This is a genomic window from Pseudomonas sp. BF-B-30 (assembly GCF_019956305.1).
GTDB classification, from domain to species: domain Bacteria; phylum Pseudomonadota; class Gammaproteobacteria; order Pseudomonadales; family Pseudomonadaceae; genus Aquipseudomonas; species Aquipseudomonas jessenii.
On record NZ_JAHBDG010000016.1, the window covers coordinates 25,324 to 46,274 of the forward strand.

Annotated in this window: 21 protein-coding genes; 13 read left to right on the forward strand and 8 right to left on the reverse strand. The window is 59.6% G+C overall.

Features of this window, described 5'->3' with window-relative positions; translation table 11 throughout:
• Nucleotides 1–146: 146 nt before the first annotated feature.
• The 3 genes from KGB29_RS10585 to KGB29_RS10595 all read left to right on the forward strand — a co-directional run bounded on the left by KGB29_RS10585 (nucleotide 147) and on the right by KGB29_RS10595 (nucleotide 2,211).
• Complete coding sequence (locus tag KGB29_RS10585) at nucleotides 147–335, forward strand: hypothetical protein (protein WP_015096330.1); 189 nt, start codon at nucleotides 147–149, stop codon at nucleotides 333–335.
• A 206-nt stretch (nucleotides 336–541) separates the two neighbouring features.
• Nucleotides 542–1,264, forward strand: coding sequence for a TorF family putative porin (locus KGB29_RS10590; RefSeq protein ID WP_154946887.1), 723 nt, complete (start codon nucleotides 542–544; stop codon nucleotides 1,262–1,264).
• A gap of 77 nt (nucleotides 1,265–1,341) precedes the next feature.
• On the forward strand, nucleotides 1,342–2,211 hold the full coding sequence (locus KGB29_RS10595) for a DUF6279 family lipoprotein (protein WP_154946890.1): 870 nt from the start codon (nucleotides 1,342–1,344) through the stop codon (nucleotides 2,209–2,211).
• A gap of 122 nt (nucleotides 2,212–2,333) precedes the next feature.
• On the opposite strand, the gene KGB29_RS10600 is transcribed toward KGB29_RS10595, so the two are convergent.
• Complete coding sequence (locus KGB29_RS10600) at nucleotides 2,334–2,726, reverse strand: hypothetical protein (protein ID WP_057715967.1); 393 nt, start codon at nucleotides 2,724–2,726, stop codon at nucleotides 2,334–2,336.
• A gap of 194 nt (nucleotides 2,727–2,920) precedes the next feature.
• Here KGB29_RS10600 and KGB29_RS10605 point away from each other — a divergent pair, with 194 nt between their 5' ends.
• Nucleotides 2,921–3,655, forward strand: coding sequence for a DUF899 domain-containing protein (locus tag KGB29_RS10605; protein ID WP_154860785.1), 735 nt, complete (start codon nucleotides 2,921–2,923; stop codon nucleotides 3,653–3,655).
• Nucleotides 3,656–3,844: 189 nt separating this feature from the next.
• Nucleotides 3,845–4,123, forward strand: coding sequence for a hypothetical protein (locus tag KGB29_RS10610; RefSeq protein ID WP_154860786.1), 279 nt, complete (start codon nucleotides 3,845–3,847; stop codon nucleotides 4,121–4,123).
• Between the two features lie 62 nt (nucleotides 4,124–4,185).
• On the opposite strand, the gene KGB29_RS10615 is transcribed toward KGB29_RS10610, so the two are convergent.
• Nucleotides 4,186–5,526, reverse strand: a complete 1,341-nt coding sequence (locus KGB29_RS10615) for a DEAD/DEAH box helicase (RefSeq protein ID WP_007972492.1) — start codon at nucleotides 5,524–5,526, stop codon at nucleotides 4,186–4,188.
• Nucleotides 5,527–5,718: 192 nt separating this feature from the next.
• On the opposite strand from KGB29_RS10615, the gene KGB29_RS10620 reads away from it, so the two are divergent.
• On the forward strand, nucleotides 5,719–7,017 hold the full coding sequence (locus tag KGB29_RS10620; RefSeq protein WP_154860787.1) for a mechanosensitive ion channel family protein: 1,299 nt from the start codon (nucleotides 5,719–5,721) through the stop codon (nucleotides 7,015–7,017).
• A gap of 148 nt (nucleotides 7,018–7,165) precedes the next feature.
• Here the strand turns inward: KGB29_RS10620 and KGB29_RS10625 are convergent, their stop codons facing one another.
• A complete protein-coding gene (locus KGB29_RS10625; RefSeq protein WP_008018228.1) occupies nucleotides 7,166–7,810 on the reverse strand; it encodes a hydrolase in 645 nt (214 codons plus the stop codon).
• A gap of 158 nt (nucleotides 7,811–7,968) precedes the next feature.
• Here KGB29_RS10625 and KGB29_RS10630 point away from each other — a divergent pair, with 158 nt between their 5' ends.
• The gene (locus KGB29_RS10630) at nucleotides 7,969–8,856 is read left to right on the forward strand and encodes a LysR family transcriptional regulator (protein ID WP_150813368.1); all 888 of its coding nucleotides are present in this window, start codon (nucleotides 7,969–7,971) and stop codon (nucleotides 8,854–8,856) included.
• 133 nt (nucleotides 8,857–8,989) lie between these two features.
• Here the strand turns inward: KGB29_RS10630 and KGB29_RS10635 are convergent, their stop codons facing one another.
• The 3 genes from KGB29_RS10635 to KGB29_RS10650 all read right to left on the reverse strand — a co-directional run bounded on the left by KGB29_RS10635 (nucleotide 8,990) and on the right by KGB29_RS10650 (nucleotide 11,355).
• Complete coding sequence (locus KGB29_RS10635; RefSeq protein WP_150813367.1) at nucleotides 8,990–9,856, reverse strand: carboxylate/amino acid/amine transporter; 867 nt, start codon at nucleotides 9,854–9,856, stop codon at nucleotides 8,990–8,992.
• Nucleotides 9,857–10,210: 354 nt separating this feature from the next.
• The gene (locus tag KGB29_RS10645) at nucleotides 10,211–10,810 is read right to left on the reverse strand and encodes an FMN-dependent NADH-azoreductase (RefSeq protein ID WP_046043697.1); all 600 of its coding nucleotides are present in this window, start codon (nucleotides 10,808–10,810) and stop codon (nucleotides 10,211–10,213) included.
• Between the two features lie 230 nt (nucleotides 10,811–11,040).
• The gene (locus tag KGB29_RS10650; protein ID WP_057715974.1) at nucleotides 11,041–11,355 is read right to left on the reverse strand and encodes a hypothetical protein; all 315 of its coding nucleotides are present in this window, start codon (nucleotides 11,353–11,355) and stop codon (nucleotides 11,041–11,043) included.
• A gap of 49 nt (nucleotides 11,356–11,404) precedes the next feature.
• On the opposite strand from KGB29_RS10650, the gene KGB29_RS10655 reads away from it, so the two are divergent.
• The 5 genes from KGB29_RS10655 to aqpZ all read left to right on the forward strand — a co-directional run bounded on the left by KGB29_RS10655 (nucleotide 11,405) and on the right by aqpZ (nucleotide 16,640).
• Complete coding sequence (locus KGB29_RS10655) at nucleotides 11,405–12,328, forward strand: LysR family transcriptional regulator (protein ID WP_007972479.1); 924 nt, start codon at nucleotides 11,405–11,407, stop codon at nucleotides 12,326–12,328.
• Between the two features lie 14 nt (nucleotides 12,329–12,342).
• On the forward strand, nucleotides 12,343–13,146 hold the full coding sequence (locus tag KGB29_RS10660; RefSeq protein WP_154946939.1) for an alpha/beta fold hydrolase: 804 nt from the start codon (nucleotides 12,343–12,345) through the stop codon (nucleotides 13,144–13,146).
• Nucleotides 13,147–13,149: 3 nt separating this feature from the next.
• A complete protein-coding gene (locus tag KGB29_RS10665; protein WP_090453726.1) occupies nucleotides 13,150–13,713 on the forward strand; it encodes a peptidylprolyl isomerase in 564 nt (187 codons plus the stop codon).
• 94 nt (nucleotides 13,714–13,807) lie between these two features.
• The gene (locus tag KGB29_RS10670) at nucleotides 13,808–15,640 is read left to right on the forward strand and encodes an ABC transporter ATP-binding protein (protein ID WP_150813363.1); all 1,833 of its coding nucleotides are present in this window, start codon (nucleotides 13,808–13,810) and stop codon (nucleotides 15,638–15,640) included.
• 301 nt (nucleotides 15,641–15,941) lie between these two features.
• Nucleotides 15,942–16,640: an aquaporin Z gene (aqpZ, locus tag KGB29_RS10675; RefSeq protein WP_090453724.1), complete on the forward strand. Its 699-nt coding sequence runs from the start codon at nucleotides 15,942–15,944 to the stop codon at nucleotides 16,638–16,640.
• A gap of 11 nt (nucleotides 16,641–16,651) precedes the next feature.
• On the opposite strand, the gene KGB29_RS10680 is transcribed toward aqpZ, so the two are convergent.
• Nucleotides 16,652–17,776, reverse strand: coding sequence for a GNAT family N-acetyltransferase (locus KGB29_RS10680; protein ID WP_154910896.1), 1,125 nt, complete (start codon nucleotides 17,774–17,776; stop codon nucleotides 16,652–16,654).
• Nucleotides 17,777–18,057: 281 nt separating this feature from the next.
• On the opposite strand from KGB29_RS10680, the gene KGB29_RS10685 reads away from it, so the two are divergent.
• The gene (locus tag KGB29_RS10685) at nucleotides 18,058–19,389 is read left to right on the forward strand and encodes a putative porin (protein WP_057715980.1); all 1,332 of its coding nucleotides are present in this window, start codon (nucleotides 18,058–18,060) and stop codon (nucleotides 19,387–19,389) included.
• A 309-nt stretch (nucleotides 19,390–19,698) separates the two neighbouring features.
• On the opposite strand, the gene KGB29_RS10690 is transcribed toward KGB29_RS10685, so the two are convergent.
• Nucleotides 19,699–20,820 carry a beta-ketoacyl-ACP synthase III gene (locus tag KGB29_RS10690; RefSeq protein WP_057715981.1) on the reverse strand — a complete coding sequence of 374 codons (1,122 nt, stop codon included), beginning with the start codon at nucleotides 20,818–20,820 and terminating at the stop codon, nucleotides 19,699–19,701.
• Nucleotides 20,821–20,951: the final 131 nt, after the last annotated feature.

Here is a 20,951-nt window from a genome sequence, read left to right on the forward strand (position 1 = left end):
GTTAAAACAGCGGCTTAGGTGCATATTTCGAATATTGGCCGGGGACCAATTACCCCGTGCTCACGAATATGCCAAGGGGATATTTGCCAAGCAATTATCAGGCAATTCCTGTACGATGCCTGGCCAAGTTAATTTTCTACAGGTTAATGGCCGCCATGCGCGTAAAAGCATCCACCAGCAAAGCAAAGCCAGCTCCAGCCGTCGAAACCAGCGAATCGATCAACAGCCAGATCGCTGCGTTCCTCAAGTCCGGCGGTGAAATCCAGCAAATTGCCAAAGGCGTCAGCGGCCAGACGTTCGGCCCGTCCAAGCAGATCACCCTGGGCAAAAAGTAATCCCCTCGCGTCACCTGGTCCCAAAGCGCTTTGAGCTTCGAAGCGCTTGGACTGGAACCCTCGTTACTCCTCCGGCACTCCTTCAAATCCCGTAGAAATCGACGAACGGCCTACATTGCCGATCATTCGCCGGTATCCTTGCACACGTCTGGATCAAGCGTTTCAGCGGGTTCACCAGCCTGCCCTCGCAGTTCATGGAGTGACGCATGCTCAAATCTTTCTACCTTTCGGCATTACTCGGCAGCCTGCTGGCATGCTCCGTGGCACAGGCACAAATCTTTCAGCGTGAGCTGGGGGGCTTCGACCTCAAGCTTGGCACCACCCCCACCCGCAGCATGGCCCAGGGCCTGATCAAACCCTCGACCGTCGGCTCGTTCCACGGTGGCCTGGACCTGAGCCACGACAGCGGTTTCTACGTGGGCCAATGGTCGCCCAGCATGGGCATCAGCCCAGGGAAAGACCTCGAGATCGACTCCTACATGGGTTTTAAACAACCCTTCGACCAAACCCTCGGCTACGAAGTGGGCCTGATCCGCTACAGCTACCCCGAAGTCACGCCCCCTGACAGCCAGGAACTGTTCGGCGGCCTGACCTTGCTCGGCAGCCGTTTCGGCATCGCCTTCAGCAATGACCCGGACAAACAGAACAACACCCTGTTCGCTGACTTGAGCGGCAATCAACCGTTCGGTGTCGGCATCAGCCTGAAATACACCACCCACCAATTCAATACGCCAGTGGCGGTGGATGGCGGGTATGTAGGCAGTTTTACCGATTGGTCGCTGAAATTGTCCCGCCCGTTCATGGGCATCGACCTTGACCTGATCTACAGTGACTCCAGCCTGAACGGCAGCGGTTGCTCGGCCTATGCCGGGCACAACAGCCAGTGCGACGGGCTGGTGACGCTCAAGGCCGAACGCGCGTTCTATTGATCGGCTGAACTGCCGGGCTCCTCCCGGGTTCACATGAGAATCAGACCCCGAAGACTGGCTTTCGCAAGGAATCGCCCATGTCCCGCTGGTTCAAACATTTCGCCGTTGTGTTGACCGTTACCCTCGCCCTCGGCGCGTGCAGCCGCGTGGGCCTGGCCTACCGCAATCTCGATGTGATCATCCCCTGGACGCTCAGCGACTACCTGGACATGAACGGCGAGCAAAAAATCTGGCTGGACGAGCGCCTGAAAGAACACCTGAGCTGGCACTGCACCACCCAACTGCCCGGCTATCTCGACTGGCTGGACCGCCTGCAAACCATGGTCGCTACCAACCAGGTCACCGATGCCGCCTTGCAGGCCCGCGCCCACGAAGCCGAACAGGCGATCGCAGAGACCGCGCGAGAAATCACCCCGTCGGCCATCGAGTTGCTGCAAAGGCTGGATGACAAGCAAGTCGCCGAAATGAACGACGCCTTCGCCAAGGACCGGCGCAAACGCCAGGAGGAATACCTCAAACCCTCCCTCGACCAGCAGATCAAGGAGCGCAGCGCCCGCATGGAGAAGCGCCTGAATGACTGGCTCGGGCCACTGAGCACCACCCAGCAACAGCGGGTAGCCACATGGTCCAGCGCCCTGGGCGATCAGAACACCCAGTGGCTTGCCAACCGGGTCCATTGGCAGAATCAGTTCAGCGCGGCCGTTGCCCAACGCCAGAGTCCACAATTCCCACAACGAATCGAGACACTTCTGGTCAATCGCGAGAAGTTGTGGACACCTGCCTATCGACAGGCCTTTACCAACACCGAAGCCCAGGCGCGTTCACTGTTCGTGGATCTGATGGCTGAAAGCACGCCGAACCAGCGCGCACGGTTGCTGAAGAAAATTGAAGGTGTGAGGAAGGACTTCAACGACTTGAAGTGCCTGAAAGCGGCGAAACAGGACTGACTGCAACACAAGTCGCATGTAGGAGCGAGCCTGCTCGCGATTGCGGTGCGTCAGTCAACATCAATACTGAAGCTGAAATCGCTATCGCGAGCAGGCTCGCTCCCACAGGGGATCACACAACATCAGGCAATCTGCGCTTTCGACGCTACCTCATCGAACGTCATCTCATCCAGCGCATCCGCCTGCTCGTCCAGGACCTGCCGCGGGTGATCATTGCCGGGAATACTGCTGTCGATCAGGCTCAACAAACGCGAACCCCGCGCCGTCAGAATGTAATTGGTGCCCGTGCCACCTTCGTCTTCAGGTCGCGGCGCGATATAGCCACGCGCCAACAGTAACTTTTCGTACTCTCCAGCCACCGTTTTCAAGTGATCAAGATTTTCAATCGGCTCGCCTTCCGCAGCCTTCTGCGCGGCATGCTGTTCGGCGTAAGGCCGCGGCGTGAAGCTGTGGCCCGCGCTGTTTTGCACTTCATGCAGCAAGCGCTCAATCAAGTCCCAGTTGTAAGTCGTCATCCTGATTCAACCTCCGGTGTCCGTTCGATTGATGCCCGTGCAATTGAACGGGCCTTACAGGTTGTGACCGGTACGCCCGGCCACCGTTCAGCCGGGCGTTTGCAGACGACCGACCGGCGGCATGTCGAAATCCATGCAAGCCAAACGACTAGGCTGTGTAAGTCACCTCCCCGCCCCACGCAGGAGAAAACAACATGAACATTCAGAACCATCCCGTCGTATCGCGGGAAGAATGGGTCGCCGCCCGCAAAGAGCACCTGGCCCACGAAAAAGCCTTCACCAGGGAAAGGGACAGACTCAGCGCCGAACGCCGTGCCCTGCCCTGGGTGAAAGTCGACAAGGACTACCACTTCCAGGGACCCGACGGCGAACTGAAACTGGCGGACCTGTTCGGGGGGCGCAGCCAGTTGGTCATCTACCACTTCATGTTCGCCGAGGGCTGGGATGAGGGCTGCCCCGGTTGCTCGTACCTGAGCGATCACATCGACGGCGCCAACCAGCACCTGGCCCACCATGACGTGGCCGTGGTAGCGGTTTCCCACGCACCGTTCGCCGAATTCCAGGCGTTCAAACGGCGCATGGGCTGGAAGTTCGACTGGGTGTCGTCCGAAGGCTGCGATTTCAACTACGACTTTGGCGTCACCGCCCGAGCCGAAGACGTCGCCGCCGGAAAGGCTACATACAACTACGAAAAAACCGACGGCGCCGAGGAGGAACTCCCCGGTCTCAGCGTGTTTTATCGCAATGACGCCGGCGAAATTTTCCATACCTACTCCACCTATGCCCGGGGCCTGGACATGCTGGTCGGCGCCTACAACTACCTGGACCTGACGCCCAAGGGTCGCAACGAAGACGAAATCATGGAGTGGGTGCGGCATCACGACAAATATGAGGAACAGGAGAAGTCGAGCTGCTGTCATGGTGGTTAACCCCAGACACCGAGGCGCGGCCTTCGCGGGCAAGCCACGCTCCCACAGTTTCTGCGGTGTTCACAAAACCCGTGGGCTTGCCCGCGAAAAGGCGCTGACAACCAACGCAAATATCACAGGCTGAACTTTCCCCAGGGGCCAACGCTCAACCGAATAACCCGCCTTGACCAGAGCTGAGGCCCGCCCCCCATGAAACCACTGCTGAAGAAGCTCACTCTCGCCGCTACCCTCACCTGTGCCCTGCCTGCCTGGGCCTGCACCCTCGAGGAAGCCACCGCCAAACGCGAACAACTGGCCCGGGAAGTGGCCAGGCTCACCGAGCAGAACCCGACCAAGGCCAAGGAGATCAACGACGAGTTGCAGAAAATGGACCTGGGCACTGCCGCCAAGGACCTGCCGGACAAGTGTCAGTTAATCGATCAGCGCTTGAAGGAGTTGGACTCGGCAGAAAAGAAAACCGAGAGTTGATAATCATCAGACATAAAAAACCCGGACAGTGTCCGGGTTTTTTATGGGTCGCTTGCAACGATTTACTCAGCCGCTGGCGCTTCCGGCTTGCGGCGCTTGAGCGGGGCCATGCCGTCCTTGCTGACCAGGGAATCGCTCTTCGGCCGGTTCGCGCTCTTGCGCTTGGTCGGGGTCTTGGCGGCAGTTTTCTTCTTGTCACCCTTGGCGTCGGTCTTTTTCTTCTTCACGCCGACGGCCTTGCCCGAGGCCTTGACCTTTTTCGGTCCGCCGTAGGTGCCCTTGACTTCCTTGATGGTGCGGCGCTCGAAGCTCTGCTTGAGGTAGCGTTCGATGCTCGACATCAGGTTCCAGTCGCCATGGCAGATCAGTGAAATCGCCAGGCCATCGTTACCGGCGCGACCGGTACGACCGATACGGTGCACGTATTCGTCGCCGCTGCGCGGCATGTCGAAGTTGATCACCAGGTCCAGGCCATCTACGTCCAGACCGCGAGCGGCGACGTCGGTGGCCACAAGGATTTTCACGCCGCCCTGCTTAAGGCGGTCGATCGCCAGTTTGCGATCCTTCTGGTCTTTCTCGCCGTGCAGCACGAACGCTTTGTATTCCTGCGCCACCAGGCGGCCGTAGATACGGTCGGCCATGGCCCGGGTATTGGTGAAGACGATGGCCTTCTGGTAGGTCTCGTTGGCCAGCAGCCAGTTGACGATCTGTTCTTTGTGCTGGTTGTGGTCAGCGGTGATGATCTGCTGGCGGGTGGTGTCGTTCAGCTGGCTGACCGCATTGAGCTGCAAGTGCTCAGGGTTGTTCAGGACTTTGGCGATCATCTCGCGCAGGCCCGAACCACCGGTGGTGGCAGAGAACAGCATGGTCTGCTGACGGTTGGTGCACTCGTCCACCAGACGCTGAACGTCTTCGGCGAAGCCCATGTCGAGCATGCGGTCGGCTTCGTCGAGCACCAGGACTTCAACTTCTTTCAAGTCGAGGTTGCCGGCGTTCAACTGTTCGATCATCCGGCCTGGCGTACCGATCAGGATGTCCGGCACCTTGCGCAACATCGCGGCCTGGACCTTGAAGTCTTCACCGCCGGTGATCAGGCCGGACTTGATGAAGGTGAACTGCGAGAAGCGTTCAACTTCTTTCAAGGTCTGCTGGGCCAGTTCGCGGGTCGGCAGCAGGATCAGGGTCTTGATGCTGACGCGGATTTTCGCCGGGCCGATCAGACGGTTGAGGATCGGCAAAACGAATGCAGCGGTTTTGCCGCTACCGGTTTGCGCCGTCACCCGCAGGTCACGCCCCTGGAGCGCCAGCGGGATGGCCGCGGCTTGCACAGGCGTTGGCTCGACAAATTTCAGCTCGGCCACGGCTTTGAGCAGGCGTTCGTGCAGGGCGAATTGGGAAAACACGGGTGCTACCTCGAAGAAATGCAAAAAAACAGCTGCATAGGGTAACGGTTTCGAGCGCTCAGGCCGAGTTTCTTTATACAAATGGCGGTAAACAGTTGGTTTTTTGTTGCCTGATTTTTCCCGAAACGTAATACAAAGCGTCTTAAATGCTCTAATCCCCTCTCGCGCCTTACAGAAGAATCGTTTTCGACCATGGATATCAAACAGCTCTGGACCAACGTCCTGGACCTTTGGGGTGCCCTCGACCAGCACCCGCTCGTGCACTCCAGCCTGTCGCTGTTGCTGCTGCTGGCAATTGCGCTGTTCCTCGGACGGGTGGCGCGCTACCTCATTCTGCACGCGGCAAAAATGCTCAGTCGCCAGCCGCCCCTGCACTGGGTCAATGATTTTCTACAGAACAAGGTGTTCCATCGCCTGGCCCAGATCACGCCTTCGCTGGTGATCCAGTTCGGCCTCAATCTGGTGCCGGACCTGAGCAAAACCGGCCTGAATTTCCTCGGCAATGTCGCGCTGTCCTTCACCTTCCTGTTTCTGCTGCTGGCGGTCAGCGCCCTGCTCAATGCCCTGCTGGATATCTACGCCCGCACCGAACACGCCCGCACCCGCTCGATCAAGGGCTATGTGCAACTGGCGAATTTGGTGTTGTACGTGTTTGGCGCGATCATCATCGTCGCTACGCTGATCGACCGCTCGCCGCTGTTGCTGCTGTCGGGCCTGGGTGCCATGTCGGCGGTGATTCTGTTGGTCTACAAGGACACGCTGCTATCGTTCGTCGCCAGCGTGCAATTGACCAGCAACGACATGCTGCGGGTCGGCGACTGGATCGAGATGCCCCAGGTGGGCGCCGATGGCGATGTGGTGGACATCACCTTGCACACGGTCAAGGTGCAGAATTTCGACAAGACCATCGTCTCGATCCCGACCTGGCGCCTGATGTCCGAGTCGTTCAAGAACTGGCGCGGCATGCAGGCTTCCGGCGGCCGCCGGATCAAGCGCAGCCTGTTCATCGATGCCAGCGGCGTACGCTTTCTGCGTGACGACGAGGAGCTGAAACTGTCCCAGGTGCACTTGCTCACCGACTACATGACCCGCAAACAGGCCGAGCTCAAGGCCTGGAACGAAGCCCAGGGCAACGTCGCGGCCATGTCCGCCAACCGCCGGCGGATGACCAATATCGGCACGTTCCGCGCCTATGCGCTGGCCTACCTGAAGAGTCACCCGGAGATCCAGCCGAACATGACCTGCATGGTGCGCCAGATGCAGACCACGGCCCAGGGTATTCCGCTGGAAATCTATTGCTTCACCCGCACCACGGCGTGGGCCGACTACGAGCGGATTCAGGGGGATATTTTCGACTACCTGCTGGCGGTGCTGCCGGAATTCGGGTTGAGCCTTTATCAGCAGCCGAGCGGTACGGATTTGCGTGCCGGGCTGCTGCCGGCAGTGCTGGGTGCAAGTCACATTCCCGAAGCCGAAAAACGCGTGATGTAACACTACAAAAACAAATGTGGGAGCGGGCTTGCTCCGGGCGGCGTTCCGACGAATGCGGTGGGTCATTCAACATTGATGTCGATTGACACTCCGTTTTCGCGAGCAAGCCCGCTCCCACAGGGGTTACATCGCTTTCAGAATTTGCGGGTTACTTGACCTGCCGCTGCGGTGCCTTGTGCACCATGGTGTAGGCGTAATCCACGCCCATCCCGTACGCGCCGCTGTGCTCCAGCACCAGTTCCATCACTGCCTCGTAAGTATCCTTGTGCGCCCAGTCACGCTGGTATTCGAGCAACACTTGTTGCCAGGTCACCGGCACCGCGCCGGCCTGAATCATCCGTTGCACCGACATGTCGTGGGCTTCCTTGCTGGTGCCGCCGGAGGCGTCGGTGACGATGTACACCTCGTAGCCTTCAGCCAGGGCTTCCAGTGCCGGGAAGGTCAGACAGACCTCGGTCCACAGCGCGGCAATGATCAGCTTCTTGCGACCGGTGGCTTTCACCGCGTCTACCAATGCCTTGTCTTCCCAGGAGTTCATCGAAGTACGCTCGATCGGCTTTTGATCCGGGTGCACAGCCAGCAATTCGGGCCAGATGTAACCGCTGAAGCTTTCGGTTTCGACCGAGGTGTAGATGGTCGGCACGTTGAAGATCTTCGCCGCCTTGGCCAGGCCCACGGTGTTGTTCTTCAGGGTCTGGCGATCGATGGACTGAACGCCGAACGCCATTTGCGGCTGGTGGTCGATCAGGATCAGGGCAGAGTTGGTTGGGTTGAGCAGTTCACGAATAGACATGGCGCGTTCCTTTTGATGTCGATACTTCGAATGGGTAAGGGGTTAGTCGACGTTGCCTTCTGCGGCGTTGTTGTCGGCTTGGATGTCACTTTAGGGGCTAGTCATAAAAGGGACAATTACCTAAAATCGAGAATCATTGATTCCAAAAAAGGGACAATATGGATCGCATCGAATGCATGCGCGCCTTCGTCGTCACGGTTGGCGAGAACGGCTTCGCCGCAGCCGCCCGGGCCATGGACGTGCCGCGCTCGAAAGTCAGCAAACAGATTCAGGCGCTGGAAGAAGCTATCGGTGTGCAATTGCTGCAACGCACCACTCGCAGCCTGCACCTGACCGAGGCCGGAGCCGAATATTTCGATGCAGCACGGGAAGTGTTGGCGGCACTGGACGAGGCCGAGCAACGCGCCCGTGACGGCATCGGCGAGTTACGCGGTGTGTTGCGGGTCAATGCGCCGATGTCGTTCGGTCTTCGGCGGCTGGGGCCGTTGATTCCGCTGTTTCATGAGCAGAACCCGAACATCGAACTGCAACTGGTGCTCAGCGACCAGCAAGTCGATCCCGTGCGGGGTGGATTTGACGTGACCATCCGCATCGCCAGCATGCCCGACTCGACGATGATTGCCCGGCAACTGGCACCCGCGCCGCGCATCATGGTGGCATCCCCGGCTTATCTCGAGCGCGCGGGCATTCCGCGGACTCCGCAGGACCTGCGCGCCCATCAATGCCTGAACTACGGGTATCTGCAGAGCGGTGTCAGCCTGCAACTGTGCAATGGCAAGGAAACCCAGCGGGTGAACGTCACCGGCCCACTGCACGCCAACAATGGCGACCTGCTCGCCCAGGCCGCCGAAGCCGGCATGGGCATCGCCCTGCTGCCCGACTTCATCGTCGAGGATGCGCTGGCGGCCGGGCGACTGGTGCCAGTGTTGTGTGAATGGCAGGCTCCGGCGATCACCATCAATGCGGTGTATTCGTCGGCACGGCGGGTGCCGCAGAAGACCCGGGCGTTTATCGAGTTTCTGGTAGGACAACTGGCGCCGAAGTGATTTTCAGATCACACAATTTCCTGTGGGAGCGAGCTTGCTCGCGATAGCGGTGGATCAGGCAACATCATTGTCGACTGACACTCCGTTATCGCGAGCAGGCTCGCTCCTACAGGTTTATCGGGATACCCGGAGTTTAGTGAACGGCCAAAGGCTTGCGTATACCCAACCGACTGATCCACACCGCCAGCAATATCACCGAACCGCCGAGCAACAACCGCCCCAGTTCTTCATGCTGGTTCCAGATCAGCAGGTTGATCAGCAACCCCACCGGCACATGCAGGTTGTTCATCACCGCCAGGGTCCCGCCGTTGACCAGGCACGCACCCTTGTTCCACCAGTAGAGCCCCAAAGCGGTCGAGACCAGGCCGAGGAACAGCAGCACGCCCCATTGCAACGGTGCTTCGGGCAGGAAGTTCTGTTTGCCGAACAATAGGAACGCCGGTAGCGCCACGGCCAGTGCGCCGAGGTAGAAGAAGCCGAAACGCCGGTAATGCGGCAGATCGCTCGGGTGGCGCGCGACCAGATGTTTATAGAGCACCTGCCCGGCGGCGTAGGTGAAGTTGGCCAGTTGCAGCAACATGAACCCCATGAAGAAGTCCGGGTTGATCCGGTCAAGGCGAATCACCGCCGCCCCCGCCACCGCCACCAGCGCCGCGACCAGGGCCCAGGGGTTGAAGCGACGATTGAGCGCATCTTCAATCAGGGTCACGTGCAGCGGCGTGAGGATCGTGAACAGCAACACTTCCGGCACCGTCAGTACGCGAAAGCTCAGGTACAGGCAGACGTAGGTCACGCCGAACTGCAACGCGCCGATCAATAGCATGCCACGCATGAATGCCGGCTCTACCGAGCGCCAGCGGGTCAGCGGGATGAACACCAGCCCTGCCAGCAGCACGCGTACCAACACGGCGAAATAACTGTCGACATGACCGGCCAGGTATTCGCCGATCAAACTGAAGGAAAACGCCTGGATCAGCGTGACAAAAAGTAGATAGCCCATGCTCGCCTCATTTCGAATGGCGGCGACGATAACGGGTTTTGCCTTGAATCGCGATCCCCAAGACCTGTCGGAAAACACGCAAAACCTTGTGGGAGCGGGCTTGCTCGCGAAAGCGGTGTGTCAGGCAACAATGGTATCGACTGACACGACGCTTTCGCGAGCAAGCCCGCTCCCACAGGGGGTTGTCGGTGTTGGTTAAATCGCAGGCAAAAAAAAGCCCGATCTCGCTAAAGCGTTCAATCGGGCCAGAGCACTCAGGAGCAACAAGTGCGAAGGGAGGTTCGATGCGCGTACAGGCTTGAAGGGTTGCGCCAGGTCACTAGACCATCCAGCGATTATCTGGCGATTAACTGGTCAGGCCACTTGCGAAAGCTTGGCGTTCGCCTGGTTCAGGCCTTTCTCCTGGAAGTCGCCACCCAGGTTCATGCCTTCGGCGTGGATGAACGTCACGTCGTGGATGCCGATGAAACCCATGACCTGGCGCAGGTACGGTTCCTGGTGATCGGCAGTGCTACCGGCATAGATGCCGCCGCGAGCCGTCAACACATACGCACGCTTGCCACTGAGCAGGCCTTGGGGACCGGTTTCGGTGTACTTGAAGGTCACACCGGCACGCAGTACATGGTCGAGCCAGGCTTTCAGGGTGCTGGGGATCGCAAAGTTGTACATGGGCGCGGCCATGACCAGCACATCGGCGGCGAGCAATTCATCGGTCAACTGGTTGGAGCGTTCCAGGGACGCCTGTTCGATGTCGCTGCGCTGCTCGGCGGGTTTCATCCAGCCACCCAGCAGGTTGATGTCCAGATGCGGCACCGGCTTGACGGCCAGGTCCCGGACGGTGATCTGGTCATTCGGGTGAGCGGCTTTCCACTGGCTGATGAACGTCTGGGTCAGTTGGCGGGAAACCGAGTCTTGCTGACGGGCACTGCTTTCGATGATCAGAACGCGGGACATGGGATGTAGCCTCCATCTGAGAATGCTGTAGGTCGATGGAGTGAAGGTTAAACAGAGTCATATCGATGAAAAAGCGCAAATAACTGCTATAACCCATCAATAAATTCGTTTATAAGCAAACCATGCTCCCGTGGGAGCGGGCTTGCTCGCGAATAGGCCCTGTCAGTCGACAGCAACGTTGAATGACACACCGCCTTCGCGAGCAAGCCCGCTCCCACAGGGGGTTGAGTTCATTTCGGGGTGCAGGTCAGCTCGATGCGCAGCTTGATGATGCTGCGGGTGAATTTGGCGGTTGCATTTTTGTGCTTGCCGGCCGGTACATCGATCTTGCGGGTACGCGGTGCTTCCGGGCCATTGATGAAAACGACCTTGCAGCTCGCATCGACGTCGCCGTAGTTGGCCACCTGGATGGAGCCGATGTCGTTATCCGTGTCGTAGGTCTGGTAATCGATCTTCATGCCGTTGAGGTCTTTTTTCACATCGATCGGGTAAGCCATCGCCGTCAGCGGCAGCAGCGCCAGCAGCACACAACAGAATTTTTTCATTCAGCAGCCTCCAATTAGGGCTGCCAGCTTAGGACAAGAGGAGTTCAACATGAAAGCGCCCCGCGTGACCCTCGATCAATGGCGAACGCTGCAGGCCGTGGTCGATCACGGTGGTTTCGCCCAAGCCGCCGAGGCGCTGCATCGCTCGCAATCGTCAGTCAGCTACACCGTGGCCCGCATGCAGGATCAGCTCGGCGTACCCTTGCTGCGCATCGACGGGCGCAAAGCCGTGCTGACCGAAGCCGGCGGCGTTCTGTTGCGCCGCTCCCGGCAACTGGTGAAACAGGCCAGTCAACTCGAAGACCTGGCCCATCACATGGAGCAGGGCTGGGAAGCCGAAGTGCGCCTGGTGGTCGACGCTGCCTACCCGAGTGCCCGCCTCGTCCGCGCCTTGACCGCGTTCATGCCGCAAAGCCGTGGCTGCCGGGTGCGCCTGCGCGAGGAAGTGCTGTCGGGTGTGGAGGAAGTCCTGCTCGAAGGCGTGGCCGACCTGGCCATCACGGGTTTCAGTATTCCCGGTTACCTGGGCGCGGAATTGAGTGACGTCGAGTTCGTCGCTGTCGCCCACCCGGAGCATCCCCTGCACCGGCTCAACCGCGAACTGAGCTTCCAGGACCTGGAAAGCCAGATGCAAGTGGTGATCCGCGACTCGGGCCGCCAGCAACCACGGGACGTCGGCTGGCTCGGTGCCGAACAGCGCTGGACCGTCGGCAGCCTGGCCACCGCCGCGACGTTCGTCAGCAGCGGTCTGGGGTTTGCCTGGCTGCCCCGGCACTTGATCGAACGGGAACTCAAGGAAGGTACGCTCAAGCTGCTACCGTTGGATCAGGGCGGCAGCCGTAACCCGAGCTTTTACCTGTATTCGAACAAGGACAAACCGCTGGGACCGGCCACGCAGATTCTCATCGAACTGCTGCGTACGTTTGACACCGCACCATTGGACGCACCGTTCGCCGCCCCCGAACAAGCCTGACACGGAGTGTATGCATGGCCTATTTCGAACACGAAGGTTGCAACCTGCACTATGAGGAATATGGTCACGGCACGCCGCTGCTGCTGGTCCACGGCCTCGGCTCCAGCACCCTGGACTGGGAAAAACAGATCCCGGCACTTGCCACCCGCTACCGGGTGATCGTCCCGGATGTGCGTGGTCACGGCCGTTCGGACAAGCCCCGGGAGCGCTACAGCATCGCCGGATTCAGCGCTGACCTGATTGCACTGATCGAACACCTCAATCTCGGTCCGGCACACTATGTCGGCCTGTCCATGGGCGGCATGATCGGCTTCCAGCTGGGCGTGGATCAGCCGCAACTGCTCAAGAGCCTGTGCATCGTCAACAGCGCGCCCGAGGTCAAGTTGCGCAGCCGCGATGACTACTGGCAGTGGTTCAAGCGCTGGAGCCTGACGCACGCACTCAGCCTGCGCACCATTGGCAAGGCACTGGGCGGCAAGCTGTTCCCCAAACCCGAGCAGGCCGATTTGCGACAAAAAATGGCCGAACGCTGGGCAAAAAACGACAAACATGCTTATCTCGCCAGCTTCAATGCCATTGTCGGCTGGGGAGTCCAGGAACGACTTTCGAAGGTCACCTGTCCAACCCTCATCGTCAGCGCCGACCGTGACTACACACCGGTGGCGCTGAAGGAAAACTACGTAAAACTGCTGCCCGACGCGCGGCTGGTGGTGATCGCCGATTCACGCCACGCCACGCCGCTGGACCAGCCGGAACACTTCAACCAGGCGCTGCTGGAGTTTCTGACCGCAGTCGACACCACCACTCAGGATCACTGACCCATGCTGAAAAAAATCGCCCTCGCCGCAGGCACCGTCCTGTTTGCCGCCAACCTGATGGCCGCGACGCCGGAAAAGGCACCGCATGTGCTGCTGGACACCACCAACGGCCAGATCGAAATCGAACTGGACCCGGTCAAGGCCCCGATCAGTACCAAGAACTTCCTTGCGTACGTCGACAGTGGTTTCTACAACAACACGATTTTCCACCGGGTAATCCCGGGGTTCATGGCCCAGGGCGGTGGTTTCACCTCCTCGATGCAGCAGAAACCGACCAAGGACCCGATCAAGAACGAAGCCAGCAACGGCCTGCATAACGTGCGTGGCACGCTGTCGATGGCTCGCACCTCCGATCCTGACTCGGCCACCAGCCAGTTCTTCATCAACGTCAAGGACAACGATTTCCTTGATCCGGGTCGCGACGCCGGCTACGCCGTGTTCGCCAAAGTGGTCAAGGGCATGGACGTGGTCGATATCATCGTCAACACGCCTACCACCAGCAAAAACGGTATGCGCGACGTGCCGGCCGATCCGGTGTTCATCAAGTCAGCCAAGCGCATCGACTGAGACTAAGCTGGACAAGGATGTCCGAGCCGTTGCCGGTGTTTGCCGGCAACGCTCAAAACGTTAAAAGGAGAGCCCGCTCGCGGGCGAACAACCAATGCTTTATCGCCGCTTTGAAAAACTGATCGATGTTTTCCGCGAAGCACCGACGGCGTCTCCGCCGGACCGGGTTTTCCCTTTCTACACTTATTACCTCAAGCAGGTCTGGCCGAGCTTCGCCGCCCTGCTGATCGTCGGCCTGATTGGTGCGTTGATCGAGGTGGCGTTGTTCAGCTACCTGAGCCGTATCATCGACCTGGCCCAAGGCACGCCGAACATCAATCTGTTCCAGGATCACGCCCTCGAACTGACCTGGATGGTGGTGGTTGCGCTGGTGCTGCGCCCCATCTTCGTGGGCCTGCATGACCTGCTGGTGCACCAGACCCTGAGCCCCAGCATGACCAGCATGATCCGCTGGCAGAACCACAGCTACGTGCTCAAGCAGAGCCTGAATTTTTTCCAGAACGACTTCGCCGGGCGCATCGCCCAACGCATCATGCAAACCGGCAACTCACTGCGCGATTCCGCCGTGCAAGCCGTGGATGCGTTGTGGCATGTGCTGATCTACGCCATCAGTTCCCTGGTGCTGTTCGCCGAAGCCGACTGGCGCCTGATAATCCCGCTGCTGACCTGGATCTTCGCCTTCATCGGCGCCCTCTGTTACTTCGTGCCACGGGTCAAGGATCGCTCGGTGGTGGCGTCCGATGCGCGCTCCAAACTCATGGGGCGGATTGTCGACGGCTACACCAACATCACCACCCTGAAATTGTTCGCCCACACCAACTTCGAGCAGCAATACGCCCGCGAAGCGATCAAGGAACAGACCGAAAAGGCGCAACTGGCTGGCCGTGTCGTCACCAGCATGGACGTGGTCATCACCAGCATGAACGGCTTGCTGATCGTCTGCACCACCGGCCTGGCCCTGTGGTTGTGGACGCAGTCGTTGATCAGCGTCGGGGCGATTGCCCTGGCCACCGGCCTGGTGATCCGCATCGTCAACATGTCCGGCTGGATCATGTGGGTGGTGACCGGCATTTTCGAAAACATCGGCATGGTGCAGGACGGTCTGCAGACCATCTCGCAACCGGTCAGCGTCACCGACCGCGACCAGGCCAAACCCCTGGCGGTGGCCCGCGGCGAAGTACGCTTCGAACAGGTGGATTTCCACTATGGCAAGCAGAGCGGGATCATCGGCGACCTCAACCTGAGCATCAAGGCTGGCGAGAAAATCGGCCTGATCGGCCCTTCCGGCGCCGGCAAGTCAACCCTGGTGAACCTGCTGCTGCGCCTGTACGACGTCGAAGGCGGACGCATCCTGATCGACGGCCAGAACATCGCCGACGTCAGCCAGGAAAGCCTGCGCGAACGCATCGGCATGATTACCCAAGACACCTCGCTGCTGCACCGCTCGATCCGTGACAACCTGCTGTATGGCAAACCCGACGCCACCGACGCCCAACTCTGGGAAGCGGTGCACAAGGCCCGGGCTGACGGTTTCATTCCTTCGTTGTCGGACGCTGAAGGCCGTACCGGTTTCGATGCCCACGTCGGTGAGCGCGGGGTGAAACTCTCCGGCGGCCAGCGCCAGCGCATCGCCATCGCCCGGGTACTGCTCAAGGACGCGCCGATCCTGATCATGGATGAGGCCACGTCGGCACTGGACTCGGAAGTCGAAGCAGCGATCCAGGAAAGTCTCGAGACCCTGATGCAGGGCAAAACCGTGATCGCCATTGCTCACCGGCTCTCGACCATCGCCCGGATGGACCGGCTGGTGGTGCTGGAAAACGGCAAGATCGCCGAAACCGGAACCCACGCCGAGCTGCTCGCCCATGGCGGTTTGTATGCGCGGTTGTGGCAACACCAGACCGGTGGGTTTGTCGGGATCGATTGATCCCTTGATCAACACACCAATCCCTGTGGGAGCGAGCTTGCTCGCGATGACGGAGTGTCAATCGACAGCAATGTTGTCTGGTCCGCCGCTATCGCGAGCAAGCTCGCTCCCACAGGGTCCCAGTGAAGCCGAAAAATTTTAGAAAACCGCCAGGACCCGCGAACAACGGGCCCTGGCGGTTTTTTGTGCCTGCTGGAATTCTGAAAAAACCGTGCTGTACTGACTTCAACGTTCTGGAGATGGTTCTGCAGTCCATCAGCTGGATGCTAAAGGCAGCATAATCTCGAAAGGGCACTCTCCTATGTCTCTGTTAAAACGTTCGGCGACTGAGTTGGTTGGTACGTTCTGGCTGGTGTTGGGTGGTTGCGGCAGCGCAGTGTTGGCGGCGGCTTTTCCGGAGGTGGGGATCGGCCTGCTCGGGGTGTCCTTTGCGTTTGGCCTGACAGTGCTGACCATGGCTTTTGCCATTGGCCATATTTCCGGTTGTCATCTCAACCCCGCGGTATCCCTCGGCCTGGTGGTGGGTGGACGGTTTCCGGCCAAGGAATTGCCGGCCTACATCATTGCCCAGGTCATTGGCGGTGTGATTGCCGCCGCGCTGCTGTACTTCATTGCCAGCGGCAAACCCGGTTTCGAACTGGCGGGAGGCCTGGCGTCCAACGGCTACGGCGAACACTCGCCTGGCGGCTATTCGATGGCGGCAGGGTTTGTCTGTGAACTGGTGATGACCGCGATGTTCATCCTGATCATCCTCGGCGCCACCGACAAACGTGCACCGGCAGGACTGGCACCCATTGCCATCGGCCTGGGGCTGACGCTGATCCACCTGATCTCGATCCCGGTCACCAACACTTCAGTCAACCCGGCGCGCAGCACCGGCCCGGCGCTGATCGTCGGCGGCTGGGCGATTCAACAACTGTGGATGTTCTGGGTCGCGCCGCTACTGGGTGCAGTGGTCGGTGGCGTGCTGTATCGCTGGCTGGGCAAGGAAGAAAGCTGACACGCTGAAGTTCAGCCTTGTCGATAAGGCAAGGCTGACTTCGCATCCTCTGCATAAGCCAGCACCCCCAGCCGCTCCTGCTCCAGGAAGTCTTTCACCGCAGCTTTCAATCCCGAATGCCGCAAGTAGTGCCAGGAATGCGTAATGACTGGCTCGAATCCGCGAATCAGTTTGTGCTCGCCCTGGGCTCCGGCATCGAAACGCTGGAAACCGTTGGCAATGGCATAGTCCATGCCCTGGTAGAAACAGGTCTCGAAATGCAGGCGATCGAACTCTGCCAGGCATCCCCAGTAACGGCCATAAAAGCTGTCGCCCCCCACCAGACTGAACGCCATCGCCACCGGCCTTGAATCCTGTTTGGCCAGCACCACGCGAATCGACTCCGGCATGCGCTCGGCCAGCAGGCTGAAAAACTCCCGCGTCAGGTACGGCGCTTGCCGGCGCACCGCGTACGTATTGGCGTAGCAGGCATAGACGAAATCCCATTGCGCCTGGCTCAGTTCCCGCCCCTCCAGCCATTCGAATTCGAAGCCCTGGCCGGCCACCTGCTCGCGCTCCTTGCGCATCTGTTTGCGCTTGCGCGAACTGAGAACGTCGAGGAAGTCCTGGAAATCCCGGTAGCCGCGATTCTGCCAGTGGTATTGACAGCCAACGCGCTGCAGCCAGCCCGGTTGCTCGCTCAGTGCCGCGTCGGTAAACGGATCGGTGAAATTGATGTGGGCACTGGAGAGCCCTTCAAGCTCCAGGTAGCCCGGCAGGCTTTTCAACAACTCGAAGCCGTCTTCGACCGTGGCCGCCAACAGCCGCGGCCCGGTGACCGGACTGAACGGCACCGCGCTCAACAGCTTGGGGTAGTAGTCGATGCCGGCACGTTCACAGGCATCGGCCCAGGCGTGATCGAACACGTACTCGCCATAGGAATGCCACTTGCGATAACCGGGCAGCGCGGCGATCAGTCGATCCCCTTCGACGTGCAATAAATGCTCGGGCTGCCAGCCGGTATGGGGTCCGACGCTGCCGCTGTCTTCCAGTGCGCTCAAAAAGGCGTGACGCAGAAAAGGCTGAGTCTCGGGCACCAGTGCATCCCACGTCTGCGGGGCGATTTCTGACAGTTTTTGCAGGCGTTGCAACGGCATCACCATCCTCACTCTTCATGGCGTGAAAGCCCCGCGAGTATCGCCTATCGCTCTGCAATGCACACGGGCAAAACGACGACAGCGCTCTAACTCAATAGTTCACGGCAGCTTTGTATCGTCATCGACATGACATCACATTGCCACCGCCCTGTAATAAACCATCGCGATACTGGCGCCTGTTTTTAGAGCGCCGGGTTATACCCGGCCACTGTTTTCCGCCCCCTTATGGTCGGTTGTGTCCCGGATGGCTCTGTCATCCCCTCTCATCTTCGGAGATTGATATGCGTCTTGCTTCCACGAAAACTGCGGCGGCCTTGTGCGGTGGCCTGTTGCTGGCCATGAGTGTTCCGGCCAGTGCCGCAGTCGACGCCAAACTGCTCGACATGCTCAAGGCTAACGGCTCGATCACCAGCGCGCAGTACAGCGAACTGCAAGCCGAGCTGGCCAGGGATCAGAAAGAACAGCAGATCGCCCGTCAGGCTCAGCAAGAGACCAACGAGCAAATCGCGGCCACCGCGAAGAAAACCGACACACTGAGCGCTTTCGACCAGAAACTGGCCTGGGCTGCCAAGACCCAGTTCAAGGGCGACGTGCGCTTCCGTCAGGAAACCGTGCACAACGATGGCGTATCCAACAACAAAGACCAGGACCGTCAGCGCATTCGTGCCCGCCTGGGTGCCTACACCGAAATCAACCCGCAAGTCGACACCGGTATCCGTATCGCCACCGGCAACAACGACGACGCTCGATCCACCAACCAGAGCCTGGACAACTACTTCGACAAGAAGCAGATCTGGCTGGACCAGGGTTACGTCGACTACCACCCGGACGCGATCAAGAACCTGCACCTGGTTGGCGGCAAGATGCCGCAACAATGGGTGAGCATGGGCGACATCATCTGGGATAGCGACATCAGCCCGGAAGGTCTGGCCGTTACCTACAAGTACCCGCTGAGCGGCAGCACCGAGCTGTTCGGCAGCGCCGGTCACTACACCCTCAAGGACAACGTCGACGGTGAAGGCGTGCAGTTCAAGCACGACCTGCGCCTGTATGCCGGCCAGTTGGGTGGTCGCTTCGCCATCACCGACAGCATGAAAATGACCTTGGGCGGCAGTCTCTACGCCTACGACAACGATGACAGCAGCGCCTGCCCTACCAGCGGCACCGTCACCACGCCGTGCGCACTGGCCGTCAACGGCAACAGCCCGGGCGAACAGTTCAAACTGTACGAAGGCTTTGGCCAGCTGGACTTCTCCAACCTGCCAGTACCGCTGTCGCTGTACGGTCAGTACGTCAACAACGCCGATGCCAGCAACGACCAGGACACTGGCTGGTTGGCCGGTGTCAAGACCAAGCTCTACGGCTTCGGCGTGGACTACAACTACCGCGACGTACAGCGTAACGCTGTGGTGGGCGCCTTCACCGACTCCGACTTCGCCAACGGCTTCACCGGTTCGCGCGGCAGCAAGCTGAAAGTGAGCTACGAACTGGACAAGAACTTCACCCTGGGCGCGACCTACTACATGGCGACCTCGGACCAGACCAACGCCAACATCAAGAAAACCGATTCGGACATCAACACCCTGCAACTGGATGCCGAAGCCAAGTTCTGATTCACCCCGCTATACGACTCGGGCAAGGAAGCCCGGGACGCTTTTACAGCCTGGCTTTGATGTATCGGTCCCCATCATCCTCCGACACATCAACGCCGGGCTGTTTTCATATCCCCGCCTGCACATATTCATTGTGGCGAGGGGGCTTGCCCCCGTTGGATCGCGAAGCGATCCCAAACCCGGCCACTGCAATTTGACAGACATACCGTATCAGCCTGTTCTACGTCGACTTCGTCGCCGAACGGGGGCAAGCCCCCTCGCCACAAAAGCCCTGCCAAAAAAATCGCAGCTACGACAGTTAAAACAATTTCAGCGCTTGCGCAGCAACACGCTACCAATCGAATAACCGGCACCGAACGAGCTGAGCACGGCCAGCGAACCTGCAGCCAGATCGTCCTGGTTCTTGTGGAACGCAATCACGGAACCGGCGGAACTGGTGTTGGCGTAGGTGTCGAGAATCACCGGCGCTTCCTGTTCGGTGGCGTCGCGACCCAGCAGTTTCTTGACGATCAGGTGGTTCATGCTGAGGTTGGCCTGGTGCAGCCAGAAGCGCTTCACGTCGCTGACGTTGAGCTGGTTTTCCTGCAGATGCTCACCGATCAGCTCGGCAACCAACGGGCAGACCTCCTTGAACACCTTGCGGCCTTCCTGCACGAACAGTTTGTCCTTGGCACCGATGCCCTCTTCCGCCGCGCGGTTGAGGAAGCCGAAGTTGTTGCGGATGTTGTTGGAGAACTTGGTCAGCAGCTTGGTGCTGACGATGTCGAACTGGTACTTGGACGTCGCCAGGTCAGCACGCTCGATGATCACCGCGGTGGCAGCGTCACCGAAGATGAAGTGGCTGTCGCGGTCACGGAAGTTCAGGTGGCCGGTGCAGACTTCCGGGTTGACCATCAGGACCGCCCGGGCCTGGCCCAGCTGCACGCTGTTGGCGGCGGTCTGGATACCGAAGGTCGCCGAGGAGCACGCCACGTTCATGTCGAAACCGAAACCCTGGATGCCCAGCGCTTCCTGGACTTCGATGGCAATGGCCGGGTAGGCGCGCTGCAGGTTGGAACAGGCGACGATCACGCCGTCGATGTCCGCGGCGGTCTTGCCGGCGCGCTGCAAGGCTTGTTCGGCCGCGCCGATGGCCATCTGGCACAGCACCGACCACTCGTCGTTGGAGCGCTCCGGCAGGCGTGGGGCCATGCGCTGCGGGTCGAGGATGCCATCCTTGTCCATGACAAAGCGGCTCTTGATGCCCGAGGCTTTTTCGATGAACGCGGCGCTGGATTCGGTCAATGCCTCCACTTCACCGCGCGCAATGGCATCGGCGTTGTCGGCGTTGAATTGCGCGACGTAAGTATTGAAAGACTGCACCAGCTCTTCGTTGGAAATGCTATTGGCCGGGGTGTACAGGCCGGTGCCGCTGATGACGACATTATGCATGGTCGTGTCTCTAATCTGTTCAGGCAGAAAGCATTGGCACCGTCGTACCAATACACAAAGGGTCTATTCCCATCCGGGGGACGCAAACCTGGCATCGCTTTATTCCTGCTCGCAACCGGGTCGAAGGCTCT

Coding starts and splice junctions, on each gene's coding strand:
- KGB29_RS10585 (WP_015096330.1), top strand. CDS start 147: ATGGCCGCCATGCGCGTAAAAGCATCCACCAGCAAAGCAAAGCCAGCT.
- KGB29_RS10590 (WP_154946887.1), top strand. CDS start 542: ATGCTCAAATCTTTCTACCTTTCGGCATTACTCGGCAGCCTGCTGGCA.
- KGB29_RS10595 (WP_154946890.1), top strand. CDS start 1,342: ATGTCCCGCTGGTTCAAACATTTCGCCGTTGTGTTGACCGTTACCCTC.
- KGB29_RS10600 (WP_057715967.1), bottom strand. CDS start 2,726: ATGACGACTTACAACTGGGACTTGATTGAGCGCTTGCTGCATGAAGTG.
- KGB29_RS10605 (WP_154860785.1), top strand. CDS start 2,921: ATGAACATTCAGAACCATCCCGTCGTATCGCGGGAAGAATGGGTCGCC.
- KGB29_RS10610 (WP_154860786.1), top strand. CDS start 3,845: ATGAAACCACTGCTGAAGAAGCTCACTCTCGCCGCTACCCTCACCTGT.
- KGB29_RS10620 (WP_154860787.1), top strand. CDS start 5,719: ATGGATATCAAACAGCTCTGGACCAACGTCCTGGACCTTTGGGGTGCC.
- KGB29_RS10625 (WP_008018228.1), bottom strand. CDS start 7,810: ATGTCTATTCGTGAACTGCTCAACCCAACCAACTCTGCCCTGATCCTG.
- KGB29_RS10630 (WP_150813368.1), top strand. CDS start 7,969: ATGGATCGCATCGAATGCATGCGCGCCTTCGTCGTCACGGTTGGCGAG.
- KGB29_RS10635 (WP_150813367.1), bottom strand. CDS start 9,856: ATGGGCTATCTACTTTTTGTCACGCTGATCCAGGCGTTTTCCTTCAGT.
- KGB29_RS10645 (WP_046043697.1), bottom strand. CDS start 10,810: ATGTCCCGCGTTCTGATCATCGAAAGCAGTGCCCGTCAGCAAGACTCG.
- KGB29_RS10650 (WP_057715974.1), bottom strand. CDS start 11,355: ATGAAAAAATTCTGTTGTGTGCTGCTGGCGCTGCTGCCGCTGACGGCG.
- KGB29_RS10655 (WP_007972479.1), top strand. CDS start 11,405: ATGAAAGCGCCCCGCGTGACCCTCGATCAATGGCGAACGCTGCAGGCC.
- KGB29_RS10660 (WP_154946939.1), top strand. CDS start 12,343: ATGGCCTATTTCGAACACGAAGGTTGCAACCTGCACTATGAGGAATAT.
- KGB29_RS10665 (WP_090453726.1), top strand. CDS start 13,150: ATGCTGAAAAAAATCGCCCTCGCCGCAGGCACCGTCCTGTTTGCCGCC.
- KGB29_RS10670 (WP_150813363.1), top strand. CDS start 13,808: ATGCTTTATCGCCGCTTTGAAAAACTGATCGATGTTTTCCGCGAAGCA.
- aqpZ (WP_090453724.1), top strand. CDS start 15,942: ATGTCTCTGTTAAAACGTTCGGCGACTGAGTTGGTTGGTACGTTCTGG.
- KGB29_RS10680 (WP_154910896.1), bottom strand. CDS start 17,776: ATGCCGTTGCAACGCCTGCAAAAACTGTCAGAAATCGCCCCGCAGACG.
- KGB29_RS10685 (WP_057715980.1), top strand. CDS start 18,058: ATGCGTCTTGCTTCCACGAAAACTGCGGCGGCCTTGTGCGGTGGCCTG.
- KGB29_RS10690 (WP_057715981.1), bottom strand. CDS start 20,820: ATGCATAATGTCGTCATCAGCGGCACCGGCCTGTACACCCCGGCCAAT.